General features: G+C 64.2%; 18 protein-coding genes and 2 pseudogenes. 8 read left to right on the top strand and 12 right to left on the bottom strand.

Translation table 11 applies throughout. The annotated features are described in order from the left end of the window. Positions 1 to 8 precede the first annotated feature (8 nt). The 12 genes and pseudogenes from NFV80_RS17275 to NFV80_RS17220 form a co-directional block, all read right to left on the bottom strand. A complete protein-coding gene (locus NFV80_RS17275) occupies positions 9 to 341 on the bottom strand; it encodes a hypothetical protein (protein WP_295331631.1) in 333 nt (110 codons plus the stop codon). Between the two features lie 464 nt (positions 342 to 805). Beyond that, positions 806 to 952, bottom strand: a complete 147-nt coding sequence (locus tag NFV80_RS17270; RefSeq protein ID WP_295331630.1) for a hypothetical protein — start codon at positions 950 to 952, stop codon at positions 806 to 808. A gap of 100 nt (positions 953 to 1,052) precedes the next feature. Continuing rightward, positions 1,053 to 3,383, bottom strand: a complete 2,331-nt coding sequence (locus NFV80_RS17265; protein WP_295331628.1) for a heavy metal translocating P-type ATPase — start codon at positions 3,381 to 3,383, stop codon at positions 1,053 to 1,055. Then, a pseudogene (locus tag NFV80_RS17260) lies at positions 3,362 to 3,655 on the bottom strand (HD domain-containing phosphohydrolase); the annotation flags it as partial. The pseudogene NFV80_RS17260 and the gene NFV80_RS17265, both read right to left, overlap by 22 nt. Before the next feature lie 5 nt (positions 3,656 to 3,660). Further along, positions 3,661 to 3,816 (bottom strand): annotated as a pseudogene (locus NFV80_RS17255) (IS21 family transposase); the annotation flags it as partial. 296 nt (positions 3,817 to 4,112) lie between these two features. Then, on the bottom strand, positions 4,113 to 4,565 hold the full coding sequence (locus NFV80_RS17250) for a hypothetical protein (protein ID WP_295331627.1): 453 nt from the start codon (positions 4,563 to 4,565) through the stop codon (positions 4,113 to 4,115). Between the two features lie 50 nt (positions 4,566 to 4,615). Continuing rightward, a complete protein-coding gene (locus NFV80_RS17245) occupies positions 4,616 to 7,750 on the bottom strand; it encodes a CusA/CzcA family heavy metal efflux RND transporter (RefSeq protein WP_295331626.1) in 3,135 nt (1,044 codons plus the stop codon). Positions 7,751 to 7,760: 10 nt separating this feature from the next. After that, positions 7,761 to 9,314 (bottom strand): efflux RND transporter periplasmic adaptor subunit, encoded by a 1,554-nt coding sequence (locus tag NFV80_RS17240; protein ID WP_295331625.1) that lies wholly within the window; start codon positions 9,312 to 9,314, stop codon positions 7,761 to 7,763. Continuing rightward, a complete protein-coding gene (locus NFV80_RS17235) occupies positions 9,311 to 10,582 on the bottom strand; it encodes a TolC family protein (RefSeq protein ID WP_295331624.1) in 1,272 nt (423 codons plus the stop codon). Before NFV80_RS17235 ends, NFV80_RS17240 begins: the two co-directional genes overlap by 4 nt. A gap of 6 nt (positions 10,583 to 10,588) precedes the next feature. Next, positions 10,589 to 10,918, bottom strand: a complete 330-nt coding sequence (locus NFV80_RS17230) for a copper-binding protein (RefSeq protein WP_295331623.1) — start codon at positions 10,916 to 10,918, stop codon at positions 10,589 to 10,591. 187 nt (positions 10,919 to 11,105) lie between these two features. Further along, positions 11,106 to 11,555 carry a DUF411 domain-containing protein gene (locus tag NFV80_RS17225; protein ID WP_295331621.1) on the bottom strand — a complete coding sequence of 150 codons (450 nt, stop codon included), beginning with the start codon at positions 11,553 to 11,555 and terminating at the stop codon, positions 11,106 to 11,108. Between the two features lie 84 nt (positions 11,556 to 11,639). Continuing rightward, a complete protein-coding gene (locus NFV80_RS17220; protein WP_295331619.1) occupies positions 11,640 to 12,269 on the bottom strand; it encodes a cytochrome c in 630 nt (209 codons plus the stop codon). A gap of 147 nt (positions 12,270 to 12,416) precedes the next feature. Here NFV80_RS17220 and NFV80_RS17215 point away from each other — a divergent pair, with 147 nt between their 5' ends. The 8 genes from NFV80_RS17215 to pstB all read left to right on the top strand — a co-directional run bounded on the left by NFV80_RS17215 (position 12,417) and on the right by pstB (position 20,526). Further along, on the top strand, positions 12,417 to 13,097 hold the full coding sequence (locus tag NFV80_RS17215) for a heavy metal response regulator transcription factor (RefSeq protein WP_295331618.1): 681 nt from the start codon (positions 12,417 to 12,419) through the stop codon (positions 13,095 to 13,097). Further along, a complete protein-coding gene (locus NFV80_RS17210; protein WP_295331617.1) occupies positions 13,094 to 14,467 on the top strand; it encodes a heavy metal sensor histidine kinase in 1,374 nt (457 codons plus the stop codon). Before NFV80_RS17215 ends, NFV80_RS17210 begins: the two co-directional genes overlap by 4 nt. 385 nt (positions 14,468 to 14,852) lie before the next feature. Continuing rightward, a complete protein-coding gene (locus tag NFV80_RS17205; RefSeq protein ID WP_296759442.1) occupies positions 14,853 to 15,746 on the top strand; it encodes a PEP-CTERM sorting domain-containing protein in 894 nt (297 codons plus the stop codon). A 210-nt stretch (positions 15,747 to 15,956) separates the two neighbouring features. Further along, positions 15,957 to 16,649 carry a phosphate signaling complex protein PhoU gene (phoU, locus tag NFV80_RS17200; RefSeq protein ID WP_295331615.1) on the top strand — a complete coding sequence of 231 codons (693 nt, stop codon included), beginning with the start codon at positions 15,957 to 15,959 and terminating at the stop codon, positions 16,647 to 16,649. A 131-nt stretch (positions 16,650 to 16,780) separates the two neighbouring features. Then, positions 16,781 to 17,797 carry a phosphate ABC transporter substrate-binding protein PstS gene (pstS, locus tag NFV80_RS17195; RefSeq protein ID WP_295331613.1) on the top strand — a complete coding sequence of 339 codons (1,017 nt, stop codon included), beginning with the start codon at positions 16,781 to 16,783 and terminating at the stop codon, positions 17,795 to 17,797. An 83-nt stretch (positions 17,798 to 17,880) separates the two neighbouring features. Beyond that, positions 17,881 to 18,864, top strand: coding sequence for a phosphate ABC transporter permease subunit PstC (gene pstC, locus NFV80_RS17190; RefSeq protein ID WP_295331665.1), 984 nt, complete (start codon positions 17,881 to 17,883; stop codon positions 18,862 to 18,864). Positions 18,865 to 18,890: 26 nt separating this feature from the next. Continuing rightward, the gene (gene pstA / locus NFV80_RS17185) at positions 18,891 to 19,733 is read left to right on the top strand and encodes a phosphate ABC transporter permease PstA (protein WP_295331611.1); all 843 of its coding nucleotides are present in this window, start codon (positions 18,891 to 18,893) and stop codon (positions 19,731 to 19,733) included. A gap of 13 nt (positions 19,734 to 19,746) precedes the next feature. Further along, positions 19,747 to 20,526 carry a phosphate ABC transporter ATP-binding protein PstB gene (gene pstB / locus NFV80_RS17180; protein ID WP_295331610.1) on the top strand — a complete coding sequence of 260 codons (780 nt, stop codon included), beginning with the start codon at positions 19,747 to 19,749 and terminating at the stop codon, positions 20,524 to 20,526. Positions 20,527 to 20,631: the final 105 nt, after the last annotated feature.

The following is a 20,631-nucleotide window of genomic DNA, read 5'->3' as shown; positions in this document are numbered from 1 at the left end:
GAAATTCCTTAATGGGTTCTGGCGGGAGGATGGTTGCAGCAGGCCCCACCAGCCGGGCGCGCCGCGTTTTCGATTTCGTTGCCTTCCTTGAAGCGCCACAGGGCACGCCGCCATCCGTGCAGGCCGCCCCGGAGGACTAGGCCAGATTCCGTACAAGTCTTTTCCAATTGTTCGAGCGTCGCCTGACGCAGGTCGTATTGCACTGCGATAGCCTTATCAACCGCCGTCGCCGAACGTACTCCCATCATCCCGAGAAGGACGTCGCAGGCCGTGTGCAGCATTTCTGCGGTGGGGGCAACGAAGCGAAGGCGGCGAATTTTCAAAATGGGCTCGATGTCCACGATTCTGATTCCTTTGGTAGGGAACAATGGGGTAACGACGAACCGTGCACGGCACCGCTCGGAGCAGAAGCGGTACCTCACACCGCTCCATTCGACCGATACTCCGGTGTCGGCCGTGCGAACCTCCCTGCCGGACACGGGGTCGCGGGTAGTTTCCGGTTGCGCTCTTATGTCGATTCTCCTGGGCGCTTGGTCGGATCGTGGGCTATTCGTTGCATATGAGAATGGCTTTGACGGGGTCGATCGCCCCAAAATCCTTCCATCGCGCGTGTTGGGCTTGGGCGGGAACACCGTTGGCACAGCCATGGTTGCATTCGACGATCCAGCGACGCATCAAGACGTTCCGGCAATATCCGACCCCGATTTGTTTCGGATCGCATCCGGCGGCTTCGGCGAGAAGCCTGCACGAACAGAGATTCCCATGGCCGCGGTTTTCGTTCGTCGGCATGACGCTGATGGCGGCATTATTTGCCGTCGCGGGGATGATGGTGGCGCTTCCTGTCGGCTTTCCTGTCCGCGGGAGTCTTCTCCGACCCGGTAACGAAGGCGCCTGCGGAGATGATGAAGGCGGCGTTGAACAGGGAGGCCGGGAGGACGGTGGGGGCTTTCATGACGTTTCTCCTCGCGTTGGTTGGGACTGTGCAAAGACCCGGAGGCTCCAGACGGTTCATATGCTGCTCCGGCGACACCGTCAAAATGGTGACCGCGGGATTACTTCTCGGTAAGGTTTTCGGCGCCCCCGGCACGCAGACGTAGGGCATTGCCGACCACGCTCAGCGAAGACAGACTCATGGCCGCGGCCGCGATGATCGGGGAAAGGACGAGCCCGAACGCGGGGTAGAGGACGCCGGCCGCTACGGGGACGCCCAAGGCGTTGTAGAGAAAGGCGAAGGCGAGGTTCTGACGCATGTTGTCCACGGTGGCCGACGAGATGAGACGGGCGCGGGCGATGCCGCGCAGATCGCCCTTGACGAGCGTGACCTGTGCGCTGTTCATGGCGACGTCCGTCCCCGTGCCCATGGCGATGCCCACGTCGGCCTTGGCGAGGGCAGGGGCGTCGTTGATGCCGTCTCCGGCCATGGCGACCAAGCGACCCTCCTTCTGGAGACGCTCGACCAGGGCGAGTTTGTCGGCCGGCTTCACCTCGCCATGGATCTCGTCGATGCCGAGTCTCGCCCCGACGGCCCTGGCAGTGGTCTCGCCGTCGCCGGTGGCCATCACCACCCGTAACCCGGCCCGGCGCAGCGCCGAGAGGGCCTCCGGCGTGCTGGCCTTGATCGGATCGGAAACCGCGAGGAGCCCTAGCAGCCGGCCGTCAGCCGACAGGTGCATGACGCTCGCCCCGCCCCGTCGCAGTTCCTCGGCCGGACCGGTCAAAGGGGAGACGTCCACGCCCACCTGGGCCATCAGTGTGGCATTGCCCAGGGCGAGTCTGCGGCCGCCGACGGAGCCGCTCGCACCGATCCCGCTTGAGGACTCGAAGCCTTCGGCTTTCTCCAGATCGAGCCCACGCTCCCGGGCGGCCTTGACGATTGCGTCGGCGAGAGGATGCTCGCTGCCTTGGTCGAGGCTCGCCCCGAGTCGCAGGATCTCGTCCTCGGAAATGCCTGAGATGGCGATCGCTCGCTCGAACGCAGGGCGGCCTTCAGTCAGGGTTCCCGTCTTGTCCACGATCAAGGTGTCGATCTCGCGCAGGCGCTCGATTGCGGCCGCGTCGCGGAACAGGATGCCCTGGGTAGCGGCCCTGCCCGTGGCGACCATCACCGACATGGGAGTGGCCAGGCCGAGGGCGCAAGGACAGGCGATGATGAGGACGGAGACGGCGTTGATCAGGCCGAAGAGCCAGCCGCGCTCACCGCCGAAGAGGCACCAGCCAAGGAGGCTGGCCAGGGCGACGCCGACCACGGCGAGGACGAACCAGCCAGCCACTACGTCGGCCATGCGCTGCATGGGGGCCTTGGAACGCTGGGCTTGGGCCACCATCTGGACGATCTGGGAGAGGACGGTCGCCGAGCCGACCTTCTGCGAACGCATCACGAGGCTGCCGAAGCCGTTCAGGGTGGCGCCGATCACCTTGTCGCCCGGCGCCTTGGGCGCGGGGAGCGGCTCGCCGGTGAGCATCGACTCGTCCACCGCGCTCGCTCCCTCGACCACCTCGCCGTCCGTCGGCACCTTCTCGCCAGGGCGCACGCGCAGCAGATCGCCGACATGGACGTGGGTCAGGGCCACGTCCTCCTCGGATCCGTCCGGGTTGATCCGGCGGGCCGTCTTCGGGGCGAGCCCGAGCAGGGACTTGATCGCCTCCGAGGTTTGGGCGCGGGCCCGCAATTCGAGCATCTGGCCGAGCAGGGTCAGGGAGATGATGACGGCGGCGGCCTCGAAGTAGACGCCAATGCGGCCGTGGGCCTCGAAGGAGGTAGGGAAGAGATCCGGGGCGAGCGCGGCGACCACGCTGTAAAGGAAAGCCGCGCCGGTGCCGATCCCGATGAGCGTCCACATGTTGGGGCTGCGTCGGACAATGGATTCCAGACAGCGCCTGAAGAAGGGGGCGCCGGCCCAAAGGACGATGGGAGCCGTCATGAGCATTTCCGTCCACGTCCTGACGGCGGCCGGAAGGGTTCCGATGCGGTGGCCGACCATGGCGAGGACGACGACGATGACCGTGAGCGGCAGGCTGCCCCAGAAGCGCAGCCGGAAGTCCCGATATTCCGAGTCGTCCTGCTCGGTCCCCGCCTCGGGTAGCACAGGTTCCAGGGCCATGCCACATTTGGGGCAGGAACCCGGGCCGAATTGGCGAACCTCCGGATGCATCGGGCAGGTGTATTCGGTGCCCGCGTGAGTGGCCTCCTCGACTCGCGGTGCGAGATACTTTCCAGGGTCCGCGTCGAACCTGGCCTTGCATTTGCCGCTGCAAAACCGGTAATGGACGCCGTCGTGGTCCGACACATGGGGGGACTCGAGTTTGACGGTCATGCCGCAGACGGGATCGATGTCGGCCATGTCGTTCACCTCTTGGGTCATCAGGTTCTTGGAAGGCTGCATTTGGCGGCGACCATTTCGCGCAGTGTGGGCTCCTCGAGGAGGAATACCTCGACGGCGTCCGGGTGGAACTGACTGCCGCCCATGCGCAGGATCTCCTCCTTGGCCTCGTCGAAGGGCATGGCCTTCCTATAGGGACGGTCGGAGGTCATCGTGTCGAGCGTGTCGATGACGGCGAAAAGCCTGGCCCCGAGAGGAATCTCCTCCCCCTTGAGCCCTCGTGGGTAACCGCCGCCGTCGTGGCGCTCCTCGTGGCATAGAACGAGCTCTGCGGCCTCTCCCGCCGTTGGCGTCGCTCATACCGCGGTACCCCGCCCGCTGCCAAGTGCCGGCGTACCGTGTTCACCGCACACCCCACTTCCACCGCAATCCGCCGCAGACTGAATCCATGCTTCCTCAAGACCTCCATTTCCACATACACCTCTCTCGTAATCACCGGCGCCCCAAGAAAGTCGCCGATCTTCTCAACTCGGTGTATCAACTTTCAACCGCTGCGATGTATCAATTTACATCCGCTGCTGACACCCGTCTCCATCTCCCGGATGTCGAGAGCCTCGGAGAGGGCTTCCACAAACCGGTCGTAGAGCCCCTTGGGAAACGCGCGGCCCGGTCCGGCGCCGGAGCGGATTTCGTGCAGGCAGCCTTCGCAACGGCATTCCAGGGGGCCGTGACTCAAGCAGGCGGGTCGGAGGCCCTCGGGCGTTGCCATGTTTGGTGTCCCATCCGGGCCGCTCACGGCTTGGACATCCCGCCCTTCATCATCTGCTCCACCATGTCCATACGCTTCTCTATGCGGTCCATGCGCTCGCCGTATCCGCCCGAGGGTTTCCCGGCGCCGTCCACGCCCTTGGCGCCCATCATGCCTTCCATCATCGGACAGTTCTCCATGTCCATTCCGGACATCATGCCCTTGGCCATCTCCATGCTCTCGTGCAGGGAGCGCATGTGCTCGGCGACGAGTCTGTCGCGCTCGGGACCCGGCTTCGTTCTTGCAATTCGCTTGGCCTGGGCCTGAAGTTTGGCGGCATTGGCTTCTATGGCCTTGGCGTCGGCATTCGGCGCCGGGGCCGTGGCGGTGGTAGAGGCTCCAGCGGCCTTCTCAGGGTGGTGCTCGTCGTTGGCGAGGGCCGGGACGGTCAGGCCGAGACCCAGAGCGAGTGTCGCGAGCCTCGTCTTGGCGTTCATGGCATTTCTCCTTTGCTGGTGGACGAAGGGGCTTGGGGTTGCCGGAGGACTCATTTTTCCAGCCCCCGGCTCAACCGCCACTGTTTGATCAGGGCGTAGATGGCCGGAATGACGGCGAGTGTGAGGATCGTCGAGGAGACCATGCCGCCGACCATCGGGGCAGCAATCCGGCTCATGACCTCGGAACCGGTGCCCGTGCCCCACATGATGGGCAGGAGGCCGGCCATGATGGCGACGACCGTCATCATCTTCGGACGCACGCGCTCGACGGCGCCCTCCATGACCGCGGCGTAGAGGTCGGAGAGGTCGGGCGTCCGGCCCTCGGCTCGTCTCGCCGCCTTGAGTTCCTCCCAGGCGTGGTCGAGGTAGATCAGCATGACGACGCCGGTCTCGGCGGCCACGCCCGCCAGGGCGATGAAGCCGACGGCGACGGCCACGGAGAGGTTGTAGCCCAAGGCCCACATCAGCCAGACCCCGCCGACGAGAGCGAAGGGCACGGAGAGCATGACGATGAGGGTCTCGGTCAGGCGCTTGAAGTTGAGGTAGAGCAACACGAAGATGAGCAGCAGCGTGACGGGAACGACGATCTTCATCTTCTCGACGGCGCGCTCCATGGATTCGAACTGACCGCTCCACGTTGCGTAGTAGCCCGGTGGGAACTTGACCTTCCCGGCGACGGCCTTCCTGGCGTCGGCCACGTAGCCTCCGATGTCGCGGTCACGAATGTCCACGTAGACGTAGGCCGACAGCAGGGCGTTCTCCGTGCGGATGCCCGGGGTGCCCTTGGCGATTTCCACCCTGGCCAGTTGGCCGAGCGGAACCATGGCCCCGTCCATGGTCGGAACGAGCACCTCGCGGGCGATGCGGTCGGGATCGGAGCGCAGTTCCCTCAGGTAGCGCACGTTGACCGCGAAGCGCTCGCGGCCCTCGACGGTCGTCGTCACCATCTCCCCACCCAAGGCGGTGCCGATGACGTCCTGTAAGTCACCGACGGCCAGCCCGTAGCGGGCCAGTTGCTCCCGGTCGGGCTCCACGTTGAGGTAGAACCCGCCGGTGATGCGCTCGGCGAAGGCCGAGGTGGTTCCGGGGACGGCCTTGACGACAGACTCGATCTCCTTGGCGAGGCGCTCCATCTCGCCCAGGTCCTTGCCGAAGACCTTGATCCCGATGGGGGTGCGGATGCCGGTGGAGAGCATGTCGATGCGCGCCTTGATAGGCATGGTCCAGGCGTTGGAGACGCCGGGAAACTGGAGGGCCTTGTCCATCTCGGAGATCAGTTTGTCCACCGTCATCCCGGGACGCCACGCTGACTCGGGCTTAAGGTTGATGACCGTTTCGAACATCTCGGTCGGCGCCGGGTCGGTGGCGGTGTTGGCCCGCCCGGCCTTGCCGTAAACCGAGGCGACCTCGGGGAAACTCTTGATGATTTTGTTCTGGGTCTGGAGGAGTTCGGCCGCCTTGGTGATCGACATCCCCGGCAGCGAGGCCGGCATATAGAACAGTGTGCCCTCGTTGAGGGTGGGCATGAACTCGGAGCCCAGGCGCGACGCCGGCCAGATCGTGGCCGCCAGGGCGAGGATGGCGATCGCGACGCTGGCCTTCTTCCACTCCATTACCCGGGTGATGACGGGCCGGTAAAGCCGGATAAGGATGCGGTTCACCGGATTCTTTTGCTCGGGCATGATTTTGCCGCGGATGAAGAAGGCCATCAGCACGGGCACGAGTGTGACGGAGAGCAGCGCCGCGCCGGCCATGGCGAAGGTCTTGGTGTAGGCCAGCGGCGAGAAGAGCCGACCTTCCTGGGACTCGAGAGTGAAGACCGGCAGGAAGGAGACCGTGATGATGAGCAGCGAGAAGAACAGGGCCGGGCCTACCTCGCGGCAGGCGGCCAGCATCGCCTCGGCCCGCTCCGCGGCCGAGTGGCCCTCGGGCAGCCGCTCAAGGTGCTTGTGGGCGTTCTCGATCATCACGATGGCGGCGTCGACCATGGCCCCGATGGCGATGGCGATACCGCCCAGGCTCATCAGGTTCGAGTTCATGCCGAGCAGGCGCATGGCGATGAAAGCGATGAGCACACCGACCGGTAGCATCACGATGGCGACCAAGGCCGAGCGCACGTGCATCAGGAAGACGACACAGACCAAGGCGACGATGATCGACTCCTCGGTCAGCGTGCGCTTCAAGGTGTCGATGGCCCGATGGATGAGCTCGGAACGGTCGTAAACGGCCTCGATGCTCACCCCCTCGGGCAGACCAGTGGAGACCTCGGCGATCTTCTCCCTGAGGTTGTGGATGACTTCGAGGGCGTTCTGGCCGTAGCGTGCCATGGCGATGCCGGAGACGACCTCGCCCTCGCCGTTCAGTTCCGTCAAGCCCCGGCGCTCGTCCGGGACGAGTTCGACCCGGGCGACGTCGCGCACCAGCACTGGGGTTCCCTTGTCGCTCTTGAGGACGAGTTTCTCGATGTCCTGAACGCCGCGCAGGTAGCCCTTGCCGCGGACCATGTATTCGGTCTCGGCCATCTCCACCACCCGACCACCGACGTCGCGGTTGGAGTCGCGAATGACCTGCGAAACCTTGGCAAGCGGGATCCCGTAGGCGCGCAGCCTCACCGGATCGACGGTGACCTGGTAGGTCTGGACGAAGCCGCCGATGGAGGCGACCTCGGCGACGCCGTGGGCCTTGGTCAGTTGATAGCGCAGATACCAGTCCTGCAGCGTCCGTAGTTCGGCCAGCGTCTTGTCCCTGGCGAGCACGGCGTATTCGTAGACCCAGCCGACGCCGGTCGCGTCCGGGCCCATCTGGGGGACGACGCCCTTGGGCATCCGCCCGGCAGCCGAGTTGAGGTATTCGAGCACCCGCGAGCGGGCCCAGTAGATGTCGGTGCCATCCTCGAAGATGACATAGACGAAGGAGGCGCCGAAGAAGGAGAAGCCGCGCACCACCTTCGACTTGGGCACCGAGAGCATGGCCGTGGTGAGCGGGTAGGTGACTTGGTCCTCGACCACCTGCGGCGCTTGTCCCGGATACTCGGTGTAGACGATGACCTGCACGTCGGAGAGGTCCGGCAGCGCGTCGAGCGGCGTGCGCAGCACGGCGACGGTCCCGCCGACGATCACGAACAGGGTGGCCAGCAGGACAAGGAAGCGGTTGCGTCCGGACCAGTCGATGATTTTCGAAAGCATGCCCCTCCCGTCAGTGGCCCGCATGGGCGCCGGAGGCGGGAGTGACCCGCGTGATCACCCATTCCCCTTGCGCGCGCTCGACGAACTCGAAGGAGACCTCGGCACCGGGCTTTAGCGATGACATCAGCGCGTCGTTGGCGACCTTGAACTCCATGGTCATCGCTGGCCATTTGAGGTCGGCGACGGGGCCGTGGGCGATGCTGACCGTCCCCGCTTTGGCGTCGGTCCCCTCGACCTTCCCGGCGGCCGAGTGGCCCGCGGGCGCGGGCTTGGCGCCGCCATCCGCCGGCTTGCCGTGCGCGGCATGGCCGAAGCCGCCGACGGCCGCCTTGAGGTTGCTTTCGGCGTCGATGAGGAAGTTGGCAGCGACAACCGCCCGCTCGTCCTCCCGCACCCCTTCGAGGACCTCTACGCGGTCCCCGGAGCGTATCCCTGTCTTGACCTCGCGCGGCTCGAAGCGGCCCTCGCCCGCCTGGATGAGGATGATCCGGCGCGTACCGCTGTCGATGACGGCCGACGCGGGGATCGTCAGGGCCCGGGCCTTCCCGGCGGAGCGTGTCTCGACGCGGGCGAACATGCCCGGCTTGAGGAGCGTCCCGGGGTTGGCCAGTTCGATGCGCACCGGTACGGTGCGGGTCTCGGCCTTAAGGGTCGGGTAGACGTAGGAGACGGTGCCCTCGAAGGCTTTGTCGGGATAGGCGTCGATGGAGACCTTGGCCTTGGCACCGACGGAGACCGACCCGACGTCCTGTTCGGGGACGTCGGCGACGACCCAGACCGAGGACAGGTCGGCTACCTGGTAGAGCGTCTCGCCCGGCATGAAGCGCATGCCCTGGACGGACTTCTTCTCGGTGACGACGCCGGAGACGGGCGATCTCAGGATCAGCGTCCTCCGGACCTCACCGGAATTGGCCAGGACCTTGATCTGCTCCTCGGAGATGTCCCAGTTGCGCAGGCGTTGCAGGCTCGATTCCGCCACTTCGCGCATCGCCGCCTGCTTGTCGCGCTCAGCCTCGTGCAGCGCGGCCAGCCCCTGCATCGCGATCGCATACTCGCGCTGGGCGGAAACCAGCTCGGGACCATACACCTCGAACAGGGGCTGCCCCTTGGCGATCGGCTGCCCGGTGACATTGACGTACTGGCGCTCGACGTAACCCTCGAACTTCGGAGCGACGGTATAGACGCGCCGTTCGTCCGGCTCGATTCGGCCCGCCGCGGAGACGATCCGCTCGATTGGGGCGAGGACCGCTGGCTCCGTACGCACGCCCAGTTTCTGCACCTTTTCGACGCTAATCCTGATCTGGTTGGCGGACGCCGGCGTGTTGTCCTCTTCGCCCTCATAGACGGGCAGATAGTCCATCCCCATCGGGTCCTTCTTCGGCACCGGAGAAGTGTCGGGAAGTCCCATCGGGTTGCGGTAGTACAGGAGCTTGCCGCGCTTTGCCGCGGGCGCAGACGTTTCGATGGCGCTGCTGGTCGGCTCCGGGTGACTGCCCAGCCAGTAGCCGCTGCCGGCGGCAAGCAGCGCGACGCCGACGACGGCTAAGGCGGCGGTGGGTTTCATAGGTCATCCCCCAGGAGTCGTTCGATTTCGCCGAGGCGGATCCGCGCTTCGCTTTGCGCCTTGATCTCGCTCTGTCGGGCCTGCCGGATCTTTCGCTGCGCTTCGAGCAGCGTCGCGAAGTCGACCTTGCCGGTCTCGTAGCCGGCGAGGGCGGCGCGATAGGTGAGTTCCGCTTCAGGCAGGAGGCTGGTCGAAGCGAGCAACTCGGTACGCCGCGCCGTCTCGATGCCGACGAGATTTTCCGAGAGTTCGGCCAGCAACTGATTGGCCGTTGCTTCCTTGCGCGCCCGCGCGGCGGCCAGCGTTGCCTCGGCTTCGCGCTCCTGCGAACGGCGCGACGAGAGTTGCAGCGGAAGGTTCAGTTCGACCATCAGTTCCCACTCCCGGATCGCACTCTGGTACTGGATCGGACCGGCGCCGACCGTGACATCCGGGTAGCGATTCCGGTATACCAGTTCCCGGCTGCGCTCGGCCGCCTGGACCCGGGACGTTTCGGCGAACAGCACCGGATTGCGGGCGCGCAGCCGCTCTTCGAGCGTCGCCGGATCGAAATTCGCTGCCGCTGGCAGCGCGCGCAGGCGTTCCGGCGCGGCCAGCGGCGCCGCTGCAGGCCGAGCCAGCAAGGCGTTGATACGTGCGTCTAGCTGCCGGCTCTCGCCCTCCAGAACCAACAGTTCGCTCTGCAGGCCAGTCTGTTCGACCTGCGCGCGGATCACGTCGGCGAGTGCCGCGAGACCGCCCGAATAGCGCGCCTGCGCGATCTTCTCGAGGCGCCGGGTCAGGTCGAGAATTTCGCGCATGAGTTGCAGGTTGCGTTGGACGTAGTAGCGCTGCGCGTACGCCGTCTTGATCTTCGCCGCGAGCTCGGCCCAGGTGCCGCTGGCGCGATTCTTCGCTCCCTCCGCTTCGAATTCGGCGATCTCGCGGCGCAGTTCCCGCTTCCCGAACCAGGGCAGATCCTGTGACAGCAGATAACGGGTACTGCCGACGCGGCTGGGCGAGATCGTCGGGTTCTGCTCGCCGGAACGGGTGATGTCGCGCAGTTCCACCCGCAGGCGTGGGTCGGCCAGCGCCCCGGCGGGCACCACCCGCTCACCGGCGGCGGTGGCCTCCGCCTGCGCGGCTGCATATTCGGGGTTGCTCCCGCGGGCGAGCTCGAGCAGGCTGTCTACGCTTCGTCCGAGTGCGGCTTCCTGCGACAGGGCCTCGGTCGCCAACCAGAGCGAAGCGAGGAGGGCCGGAAGCAGACGGAACGGTCTCGCTGCCATTGCCGCTTACTTGGCTGCCTCGAGAAGGATGATCATCATGCCGTCGTCGATGGCGAACAGAACCTTCTCCCCCTCCTTGATGCCTTCGAGGCGGGCGGTTTCCTTGACCTTGAAGGCCATGGTCATGCCGGGCATCCCATTGGGCAGTGGGCCATGCGTAAGCGTGATCTTGCCGGAGGCCTTGTCCACTTTCTTGACGACGCCTTCGGTCAGCGGGGTGTCGGTCTTTCGGGCCGCGGCTCCGTCTCCGTACTTCTTCCGCTCCGTAGAGTTGGCAGCGTTCGCTCCGGACGTGAGCGCGAAGGCGAGAAAGGCTGCGATCAGGATGATCTTCATCCTGGAAACCGCAGTTGAAAACACACGAACCCTTCGACACGCCCGCTACGCGGGCTGCTCAGGGCGAACGGGGCCTCACCCGCTGGGTGAGAGGCAAAAATCCCGTTCGTGCTGAGCTTGTCGAAGCATGAGCGGGATTTTCCGTGGGTAACTGCGGTTTTTAGGTTCATCGCGGATTCTCTTTCGGTCAGTGTTTGGCGAAGGTTTCGTAGCCACCGTCTGCGCGGACGAGCAGCGTGTCGTAGGGTTTGGGCGTGACGGTCTCCATACCGGGGGAACCCTGTGGCATGCCCGGGCCCGACAGGCCGACGACCTTGGGGTTCTCCCGGAGGAGTCGCCGCACGTCCTCGGCCGGCACATGGCCCTCGATGGCGTAGCCGGCGATCTTGGCGGTGTGGCACGAGCCGTAGCGGTCGGGCATGCCGACAGCCCTACGGGCGGCCGGAACGTCCTGGACGTCCTTGGTGACGACCTCGAAGCCGTTCCTGCGCATCTGCTCAACCCACCTCTCGCAGCAGCCACAATAGGGGCTCTTGAAGACCTCGACGCGGACCGCGGCGTCGGCCAAGGCGAAGCCCGGGGCGGCCAGGGCGAGGGGCAGCAAGAGTGGTCGGAGGGTTTTGGCGAATCGGTTCATGGCGTCGCTCCTGTCGTTTCGGATGTCGGCAGTTTGGCTTTCCAATTCCTACGGGAGGCTGACCGCCGGATTACATTCGTGTAATCAATGTCCATGGTGGTCGTGCCCCGCATGCGCGTGGGGATGGGCGCCGTGGTCGTGCTGCCCATGTTCGTGACCCATTCCTTCCATGCCCGCGTGCGAGTGGCCGTCGCTGACCTCCACCAAGGCGCGGTAGCCCGCTGGCGACGTGTCGGGGAGGACGCGCACAAACGCCACCAGATCCCATATCGCGCCGTCGTCCATGCCGCCCTTTGACCAGGCCGGCATGCCGGAGCCCTTGACACCGTGTTTGACGATCTGGAAGCGCCTGGCGTCCGCAGCCTCGACGGCTTGGCCTTCGGCCTTCGTTGAGAGGTTAGTTGGCTGCGGGTAGAGGCCCTTGCGGATTTCCGTGTCCGCGGCGCCCGGCGAGAGGTGGCAGCCCGCGCACATGGCCTCGTAGTTGCCGGCCCCGCGGCGGATCCGTTCGGGCGAGGCGAGGTCGTCGGGGATGGTGACGCCGACAGCAGCCATCGCGATGGATCTCTCCCTGGCGAAAACGATCAGGGAGCGGACGGCCTCCGAATGGGGCTCGTCGGCCGAGAAGGGAATGAGGCCGAGGCTGACGGCGGCCATCGCCGAGACGGCCGCGAGAACAACGGCACCGAGCGCACCGAGCAGGATTCGTTTCATGGGTGGGACTTCCGGGGATTGTCCGGCCGGATTCTGACCCGTCGCACATAACGAAAGGCTGACGGCGGAATTACATTTCGGTAAGGATCTGCATCGGAAGCAGGCAGCCGGCGCACAATGGGCCAGTGCGAAATTCGGGAGAAAAGCGTGAAGATACTGGTCGTGGAAGACGAGACCAAGACAGGCGATTATCTCAGACAGGGACTTACGGAGGCGGGCTTTGTCGTGGATCTGGCCCGTGACGGCCTGGACGGGTTGCATTTGGCTCTCACCGAGGCCTACGATTTGGCCGTCCTGGACGTCACGCTTCCGGGTATCGACGGCTGGCGGGTGCTCCAGGGCGTCCGCAAGGCCGGCAAGGACATGCCAGTGCTGTTCCTGACCGCCCGCGATTCTGTAGACGACCGGGTCAAGGGACTCGATCTCGGCGCCGACGACTATCTCGTCAAGCCGTTCGCCTTCGCCGAATTGCTCGCCCGGGTGCGCACCCTGCTGCGCCGGGGTTCGAAGGCGCGCGAGGAGGAAGTCCTGTCTGTCGCCGATCTCGAGCTTGATTTGCGCCGCCGCAGGGTGACGCGTGGGGGAAAGAAGATCGACCTCACCAGCAAGGAATTTTCGTTGCTGGAACTGCTGCTGCGCCGGCGGGGAGAAGTGCTTCCTCGCTCGCTCATCGCCTCGCAGGTCTGGGACATGAATTTCGACAGCGACACCAACGTCATCGAAGTGGCGGTCCGGCGCCTGCGCTCAAAGGTGGACGACGGTTTCGAGCCCAAACTGATCCGGACGGCTCGAGGCATGGGCTACGTAATCGAGGACGAAGGGAATTGACGCCGTTCGAGGGAAAGTCCGTCACGCTTCGACTGACATTCCTTTTCGCGTTGGTATCGACCTCGGTTTTGCTGGCCCTCGGATTCGTGGTGGGGTCCCTTGTTGAGCGCCATTTCGAGGAAATGGATGCCGAACTGCTCAGCGGAAAAATCAGACTCGTGGGACGCGCCCTGGGCGATGCGGACGTGGTCACTCTACGCCCACGTCTGGAGGCGGCTCTTGTTGGACACCACGGATTAGCCGTGGAGGTCTGGGACGCGGACGGCGCGAAGATCTACTCGTATGGCGACGCCAAATTTCCGGCCGAACTGAAAATGGCGGGGAGGCATCCGGCGTATCGCCCCTTGAAATGGGTGGACGCCGAGGGACACTCTTTCCGCGGACTGGCCACAAAGGTTCCGGGGCCATCGGGCCCGGCGATTGTGGCAGTTTCCACCGAACTGGACGTTCACGAGCACTTTATGCGCTCCTTTGATGAAATCCTGTGGAGCGTCGTGGCGCTCGCGGCTGTGGCCAGCGGGTTGCTCGGCTGGGCTGCAGCCCGCCAGGGACTCGCACCCCTGCGTGACATCTGCCGGGACGCCGCAGAGATCACAGCCGACCGCCTGGACCGCAGGCTGCGCGCTGAAGCCTTTCCCGATGAGTTGGCTGAGGTCGCCCGAACCCTCAACGAGATGTTTGAGAGGCTCGAAGAGTCGTTCCGAAGGCTATCGGAGTTCTCTTCGGATCTGGCCCACGAGTTGCGCACTCCGCTGAGCAACCTCCTTACCCAGACACAGGTGACACTCTCGATGGCTCGGACAAGCGACGAATATCGGGACGTCTTGGCCTCAAACGCCGAAGAATTCGAGAGGCTCTCGCGGACAGTGGCCGACATGCTCTTCCTCGCAAAGGCTGAGAACGATCTCGTTGTGGCCGCCACGGAGGCGGTTGATCTGCGCAGAGAGGCCGATGGCCTTCTGGAATTCTATGAGGCCGTCTCCGAAGAGAATTGTGTCGAGCTGTCCGTGAGGGGACGAGCAGAGGTTCCAGGGGATAGGTTGATGCTGCGGCGAGCCATGGGAAACCTTCTTTCAAACGCTTTCCGGCATACTCCGAAAGGCGGACGTGTGGAGGTGGCCTTGACCTGCTCCAATGGACTTGCGAAAGTCGAGGTTACCAACACTGGCGTCACCATTCCCCCGGAACATCTCCCACGGCTGTTCGACCGTTTCTACCGGGCCGACCCGTCACGACAGAGGAATTCCGAAGGCGCGGGACTGGGATTGGCGATCACGCGCTCGATCATGCGCGCGCATGGGGGCGACGCCACAGTCTCCTCCAGCGACGGCCTGACAGTCTTCGAACTCAGGCTGCCGGCGTACGAGTGAGGAGGCGATACAACCGTGGTCTGGCAGCGACTCGCGGCGCCTTCTTGCTGTTCGGCGCGGGAACGCCGCGTGCAAGGTGACAAGCACGCGTGTAGCGGAGTCGGGGTGCTTCCCCCGCGCGCATTGGCTACGCGAGTTCCCGGTGGCGCCATTGGGATGCTCCGTTGGCGCCGATCCGGGCGAGCCAGAGGTGGATCGACGTTTCGGCGTCTGCAGTGCTCACCGGAATAAACTGATTGACTCCGGCTGAACGTGGAACCTACTATACTTGCGGCGTGTGCTCGGGTTTCCTGCCCCTGTTCCTTTCTCGGTGGATCGTCACGGCAGCGGACTTCAGGAGGATCATGTTATGTGTACTGTTCGACCCATTGCATGGGCGGCGGCCATGTGCGCTTGCTTGTACACGGCGGTACCGGCCACCGCCGCTACCCCTTCTCTCGCGGACCTGCTGGGTGGCGGCACGGTCCAGGTCGACGGCCTCACGTTCTCGAATTTCAAGCCGCTGCTGGCACCGGTCTTTCCTTCAGACGACGTTCTGCTGGATGCCATTCTGTATCATCCGAGTTCGCTGAGCAGCATGCCGCTGATCGATCCAAGCGGCGGCGGTGTGTTTTCGCATGCTTTCGGCAACGCGATGCCGGCGGCCGCGGGCAGCATCGCGGTGCTGCCGCTGGCGGGCAATCCGGCGGACCCTGGTTTGCGCTTCGATGGTCCTTCTACCTGGTCGGTAAACGCCGGCAACATTGCTTCCTTGCAGGTCACCGGTTTCTTCTACGACGTCACTCGCAATCCGTCGTCGGGACCGCTCCTCAGCGCCGATCTCCGGCAGGCCGTGGCCGGGGCGGTCACGGTCGGGCCCGACAGCTTCCCCTCGGACGGTTTGCCGGACATTGCCCTGGGTGGTGCGCTGCAGTTCGTATTCGATTCGAGCGGCCAGCTGATCGACGGCAACGCCACGGGCGACCTGTTTGCCCGTTTCGATATTCCCGGCGTGCTTCATCCCTCCCCGCTTCATCTTTCGCAGCTTTCGTCGGGCTTCACTTTTCCGGCGCAGGACACGGTCCGGGTGTACAACCTGATCGCCGTCGGTGCTTCTTCGGGCGGAGAGTACACGCTCGGCGCACTCGACGAGCGGTACGACCCGCCGATGGCGCCGCACAGCAACAACCTGGGCCCCTGGCTTCCCGCCACTTTCGCCGTTGTGCCGGAGCCGGCCTCCCTGCTGCTTTGCGCCATCGGATTGGGCGGCCTTCGCCTGCGGTGCCGGCGGCAGGCGTAGCTGCAGCGAACTTCAACCACACAACCCCGCTTCGGCGGGGTTGCTCTTGCTGCGTCCGGCACGCTACTGCCGACCTGTGATGGCGGCCGCAGTGCTCCATCCGAGCCTTGCCGGTGCCCGCCCGCTTCGGCGGCGCTTGTTCCGTCATCTTCCCGAAACATGGCGTGCCTATTCTTGTTGGCGTCCGTTCCATTCGCCAACACGAATTTCATGACTCACCACCTCAGCAGACAGTTCGACCTGGAACTCGAAGAAATCCGCAATCGCATCCTGGAAATGGGTGCTCTCGTCGAGAGGCAGGTGCTGGGTGCGATCATCGCGTTCCACACGGGCAACCTCGAACGAATGAACGAAGTCATGCGCAACGACCGCGAGGTCGATGCCTGCGAAGTGGGTATCGACGAGGAATGTACCCGGCTGATCGCCCGGCGGCAGCCGGCTGCCGGAGACTTGCGCCTGATTCTCGCGATCCTGCGGATTGTCACCGACCTCGAACGGATCGGTGACAAGGCGGTGCAAATCGCCAACATGTCGCGCTTGCGGCGTCTCGCCGGCGAACCGCGTATCCCGCGCTTGCCGGACCTCGATCAAGAGGCGCAGCTGGCCACCGAGATGCTGCGCGCGGCGCTCGACGCTCTCGCCCGCAGGGACGTCGATGCAGCGCGTCAGGTGATCGGCGCGGACAGCGCGGTCGATCAGGCTTTCAACGCGATTCTCCGGCAACTCGTCACCTACATGATGGAAGACTCGCGCACGGTCAGCGAAGCGCTCGACATCATCTGGATCGCCAAGGCGATCGAGCGCGTCGGGGACCACGCGACCAACATTGCCGAAGACGTCGTCTACATTGTCAGCGGCATCGACATTCGGCACACGGTGGCAAAGCCGGAGGAGGGCGCCTGATCCGTTCCCCTCGGCCGCCGCAGGCGCGGATGCTCGCCGCGAACTGCCCGCTGCGCCAGCCGCAGCGTCCAATGATCAACAAATTGGGCATGTCGCCCGCCTACTGAAAAGAGTCAGTCCGGAGATCCCTCATGCGAATCCATCCTTCCGTTCCGCGGCTGTGCGCTTTCGCCGCAGCCGTCTTCCTGAGCATTGTCGCGCGTGCCGCCGACATCACCGGCGCCGGCGCCACTTTTCCCTACGCCGTGTACACCAAGTGGGCCGAAGCCTACAAGGCCGTCACGAAGAACCAGGTGAACTACCAGGGCATCGGTTCTTCCGGCGGCGTCAAGCAGATCAAGGCGAAAACCGTCGATTTCGGTGGTACCGATGCTCCCCTCAGCGAGGCCGATCTCGACGCTGCCGGTCTCGTGCAATTCCCGACGGTCATGGGTGGCGTGACCATCGTGGGCAACGTCCCCGGGGTAGACTCCGGCAAGCTGAAGCTCGACGGGCCCACGGCTGCCGACATCTTCCGCGGCGCAATCAGGAAGTGGAACGATCCGCTCATCGCCGCGCAGAATCCCGGCCTGAAGCTGCCCGACCTGGCCATCACCGTCGCCTTCCGTTCCGACGGGTCCGGAACCACCTACGTTTTTTCGAACTACCTGGCCCGACAGTCGGCGTCGTTCAGGAATGAGGTCGGCACCGGCAACACGGTGAACTGGCCCGCCAACGGGGTCGGCGGCAAGGGTAATCCTGGCGTCGCCGCCAACGTACAGAAGATTTCCGGCGCCATCGGCTATGTCGACATCGCCGATGCCAGCAAGAACAACATGCGCTTCGTGGCACTGAAGAACAGGGCGGGCAACTACATCGTGCCGACCCAGACGGCTGTCGAGGCGGCCGCCGCAGGAGCCAACTTCAAGGTCAAGGGAATGGCTCCCGATCTTCTCGATCAGACGGGCAAGGATGCCTGGCCAATTACCAGTGCCACCTACGTCCTGGTCTACGGCAAGGGCAGCGATCCGGGCAAGCAGAAGGGAGTCGTCGATTTCTTTGCCTGGGCTCTGAACAATGGCCAGACGATGGCCGAGGAACTCGGCTTCGTGCCGCTGCCTGCGGGTGTGGTGAGGATGGTCGAAACCGAGATGAAAGCCATCCGCTAGCTTGCTTGCGGTGGCCTCGCCGTTGCTGTCGAAGGCTCCGCAGCGTGTACTTGCCATTCAGGGGTGATCCAATGAGCGCAGTGATGAACGGCAATGCGGGTCCGATCGAATTCCAGGCGCGCCAGGCGCGGCGCGTCAGCGAGTTCAAGTGGCAGGATACGGTCTTTCATCGGGTGACCCTGCTCTTCGCCCTGATCGTGCTGGCCGCTCTCGCCGGAATCCTGATTGCCCTGGCAGTGGAAGCGAGGCCGGCGTTCGGGCAATTCGGCATGGCCTTCCTGTGGAGCAGCGTCTGGAATGCGCCGGAGGAAAATTTCGGCGCGCTCAGCGCGATCTATGGCACGGTCGTTACCTCGTTCATCGCGCTGGTCATCGCCGTGCCGGTCAGCTTTGGTATCGCGCTGTTCCTTACCGAAACCTGCCCGGCCTGGATGCGCCGTCCCTTGGGCACGGCGATCGAGCTGCTGGCCGGAGTGCCCTCGATCATTTACGGCATCTGGGGCCTGTTCGTGTTTGCGCCGCTGTTCGCCAAACATGTGCAGCCCCATCTGCAGGCGGTTCTCGGCGGGGTTCCCGGAATTGGCCGATGGTTTGCCGGTCCGCCGATCGGCGTCGGCATTCTCACCGCCGGCCTGGTGCTGTCGCTGATGGTGATTCCTTTCGTGGCCTCGGTCATGCGCGACGTTTTCGAAACCGTGCCGCCACAGCTCAAGGAGTCGGCTTACGGAATCGGTTGCACGACCTGGGAAGTCGTGACCTGCGTCGTCCTGCCTTACACCCGCGTCGGCGTCATTGGCGGCATCATGCTTGGATTGGGCCGCGCGCTCGGGGAAACGATGGCCGTCACTTTCGTCATCGGCAACGCCAACCGCATCGTCGGCAGCCTGTTTGCGCCGGGTACCTCGATCGCATCGACGCTGGCCAACGAATTCGGGGAAGCCAGTCCCGGCCTGTACATCTCCGCCCTGTTCGCTCTCGGCCTGATTCTCTTCGTCATCACCTTCATCGTGCTGGCGATTTCCCGCTGGCTGATCCGGCGAGGCAATGCCAAACGAGGCACTCAGTGAGAGCGAATGCACTTCGGAGCCCTACGATGAATCTGTATTCCCGTCGCGTGCTGACCAATCGTATCGGTGTCGGCCTGTCGATGGCAGCGATGCTTTTCGGTCTGCTGGCCTTGCTGTGGATTTTATGGACGCTGATTTATAATGGTTTTTCTGCGCTGAACTGGGATTTCTTCACGCGGGATACGCCGGCGCCGGGAAGCGAAGGCGGTGGACTGCGCAACGCCATCGTCGGCAGTCTGCTGATCGTTGGCGTGACGAGCGCGGTGTCCACCCCGGTCGGCATTCTCGCTGGCGTATATCTGGCCGAGTTCGGTGGCAGATCACGTTTCGCTGCTGCCACCCGGTTCGTTACCGACATCATGCTGTCGGCGCCGTCGATCGTCGTCGGCCTTTTTGTCTATGCCCTGGCCGTGGTCACCTGCGGTGGCTTTTCCGGCTGGGCGGGGTCGCTGGCACTGTCGCTGATCGCGATCCCGGTAGTGGTGCGAACCACCGAGAACATGCTGCTGCTGGTTCCCGGCAGCCTGCGCGAAGCGGCATTCGCAGTGGGCGCACCGCACTGGCAGGTATCGTTGAAAGTTACCCTGCCTGCGGTCAAGGCGGGAGTGGTGACCGGCATTCTGCTGGCGATCGCCCGGATCACGGGCGAGACCGCCCCCTTGTTGTTTACTGCCTTGAACAACCAGTTTTTCAGTATCGACATGTCGCAGCCGATGGGGAATCTGCCGGTGGTGATTTTCCAGTTTGCCATGAGTCCGTACGACAACTGGGTCAGCCTGGCCTGGGGCGGTGCGCTGCTGATCGCGCTCATGGTCCTCACGATCAACGTGCTTGCACGCGTCCTGTTTCGCAAGAGATCCTCAGAATGATTCCGGAGTCCATATGTCCGACCTGCCACAAACCGTCGACGAAAACATTCTTGCGGTCCGCGACCTGAGTTTCTATTACGGCGATTTCCGCGGTCTGAGCAATGTGTCGCTGGACATCGCGAAAAGCAAGGTCACGGCGTTCATCGGCCCCTCTGGTTGCGGCAAATCCACTCTGCTGCGCACGTTCAACCGCATGTACGACCTCTATCCGGGGCAGCGCGCGGAAGGACAGGTGCTCTTCCATGGCCGTAACCTGCTCGACAGAAAACAGGATGTGAACCTGGTGCGCGCCAAGATCGGCATGGTTTTTCAGAAGCCCACGCCTTTCCCGATGAGCATTTACGAAAACATCGCCTTCGGCGTACGTCTTTACGAGCGCTTGTCCAAATCCGAGATGGACCTGCGCGTCGAGTGGGCACTGCGCAAGGCGGCGCTCTGGGAAGAGACGCGGAACAAGCTGCAGCAGAGCGGCCTCTCGCTCTCGGGTGGGCAGCAGCAGCGTCTGTGCATCGCGCGCACGATCGCCGTGAAGCCGGAAATCGTCTTGCTCGATGAACCGACGTCCGCACTCGATCCGCTGTCCACGGCCAAGATCGAGGAGTTGATCAACGAACTGAAGTCCGATTACACGATCGCGATCGTCACCCACAACATGCAGCAGGCCGCGCGCATCTCGGACTACACGGCGTTCATGTACGTTGGCGAACTGATCGAGTTCGGCAGGACCAATGAAGTGTTCGTCAAACCGAGATGCCAGCAGACCGAGGACTACATCACGGGGCGCTTCGGCTGATTGCCGCTGGCGTTTCCGCCGGGTGGCAGCATGTGCGAGGACATCTGCAGGCGGTCGGCCGGACGTTCCCCGCGGCTGGCGCTTCGTCATCTTGCAGTAACATTC

Source organism: Accumulibacter sp., assembly GCF_023806565.1.
Lineage (GTDB): Bacteria > Pseudomonadota > Gammaproteobacteria > Burkholderiales > Rhodocyclaceae > Accumulibacter.
Note: the sequence above shows the minus strand (reverse complement) of the source record. Positions and strands in the feature narration are given on the sequence as shown.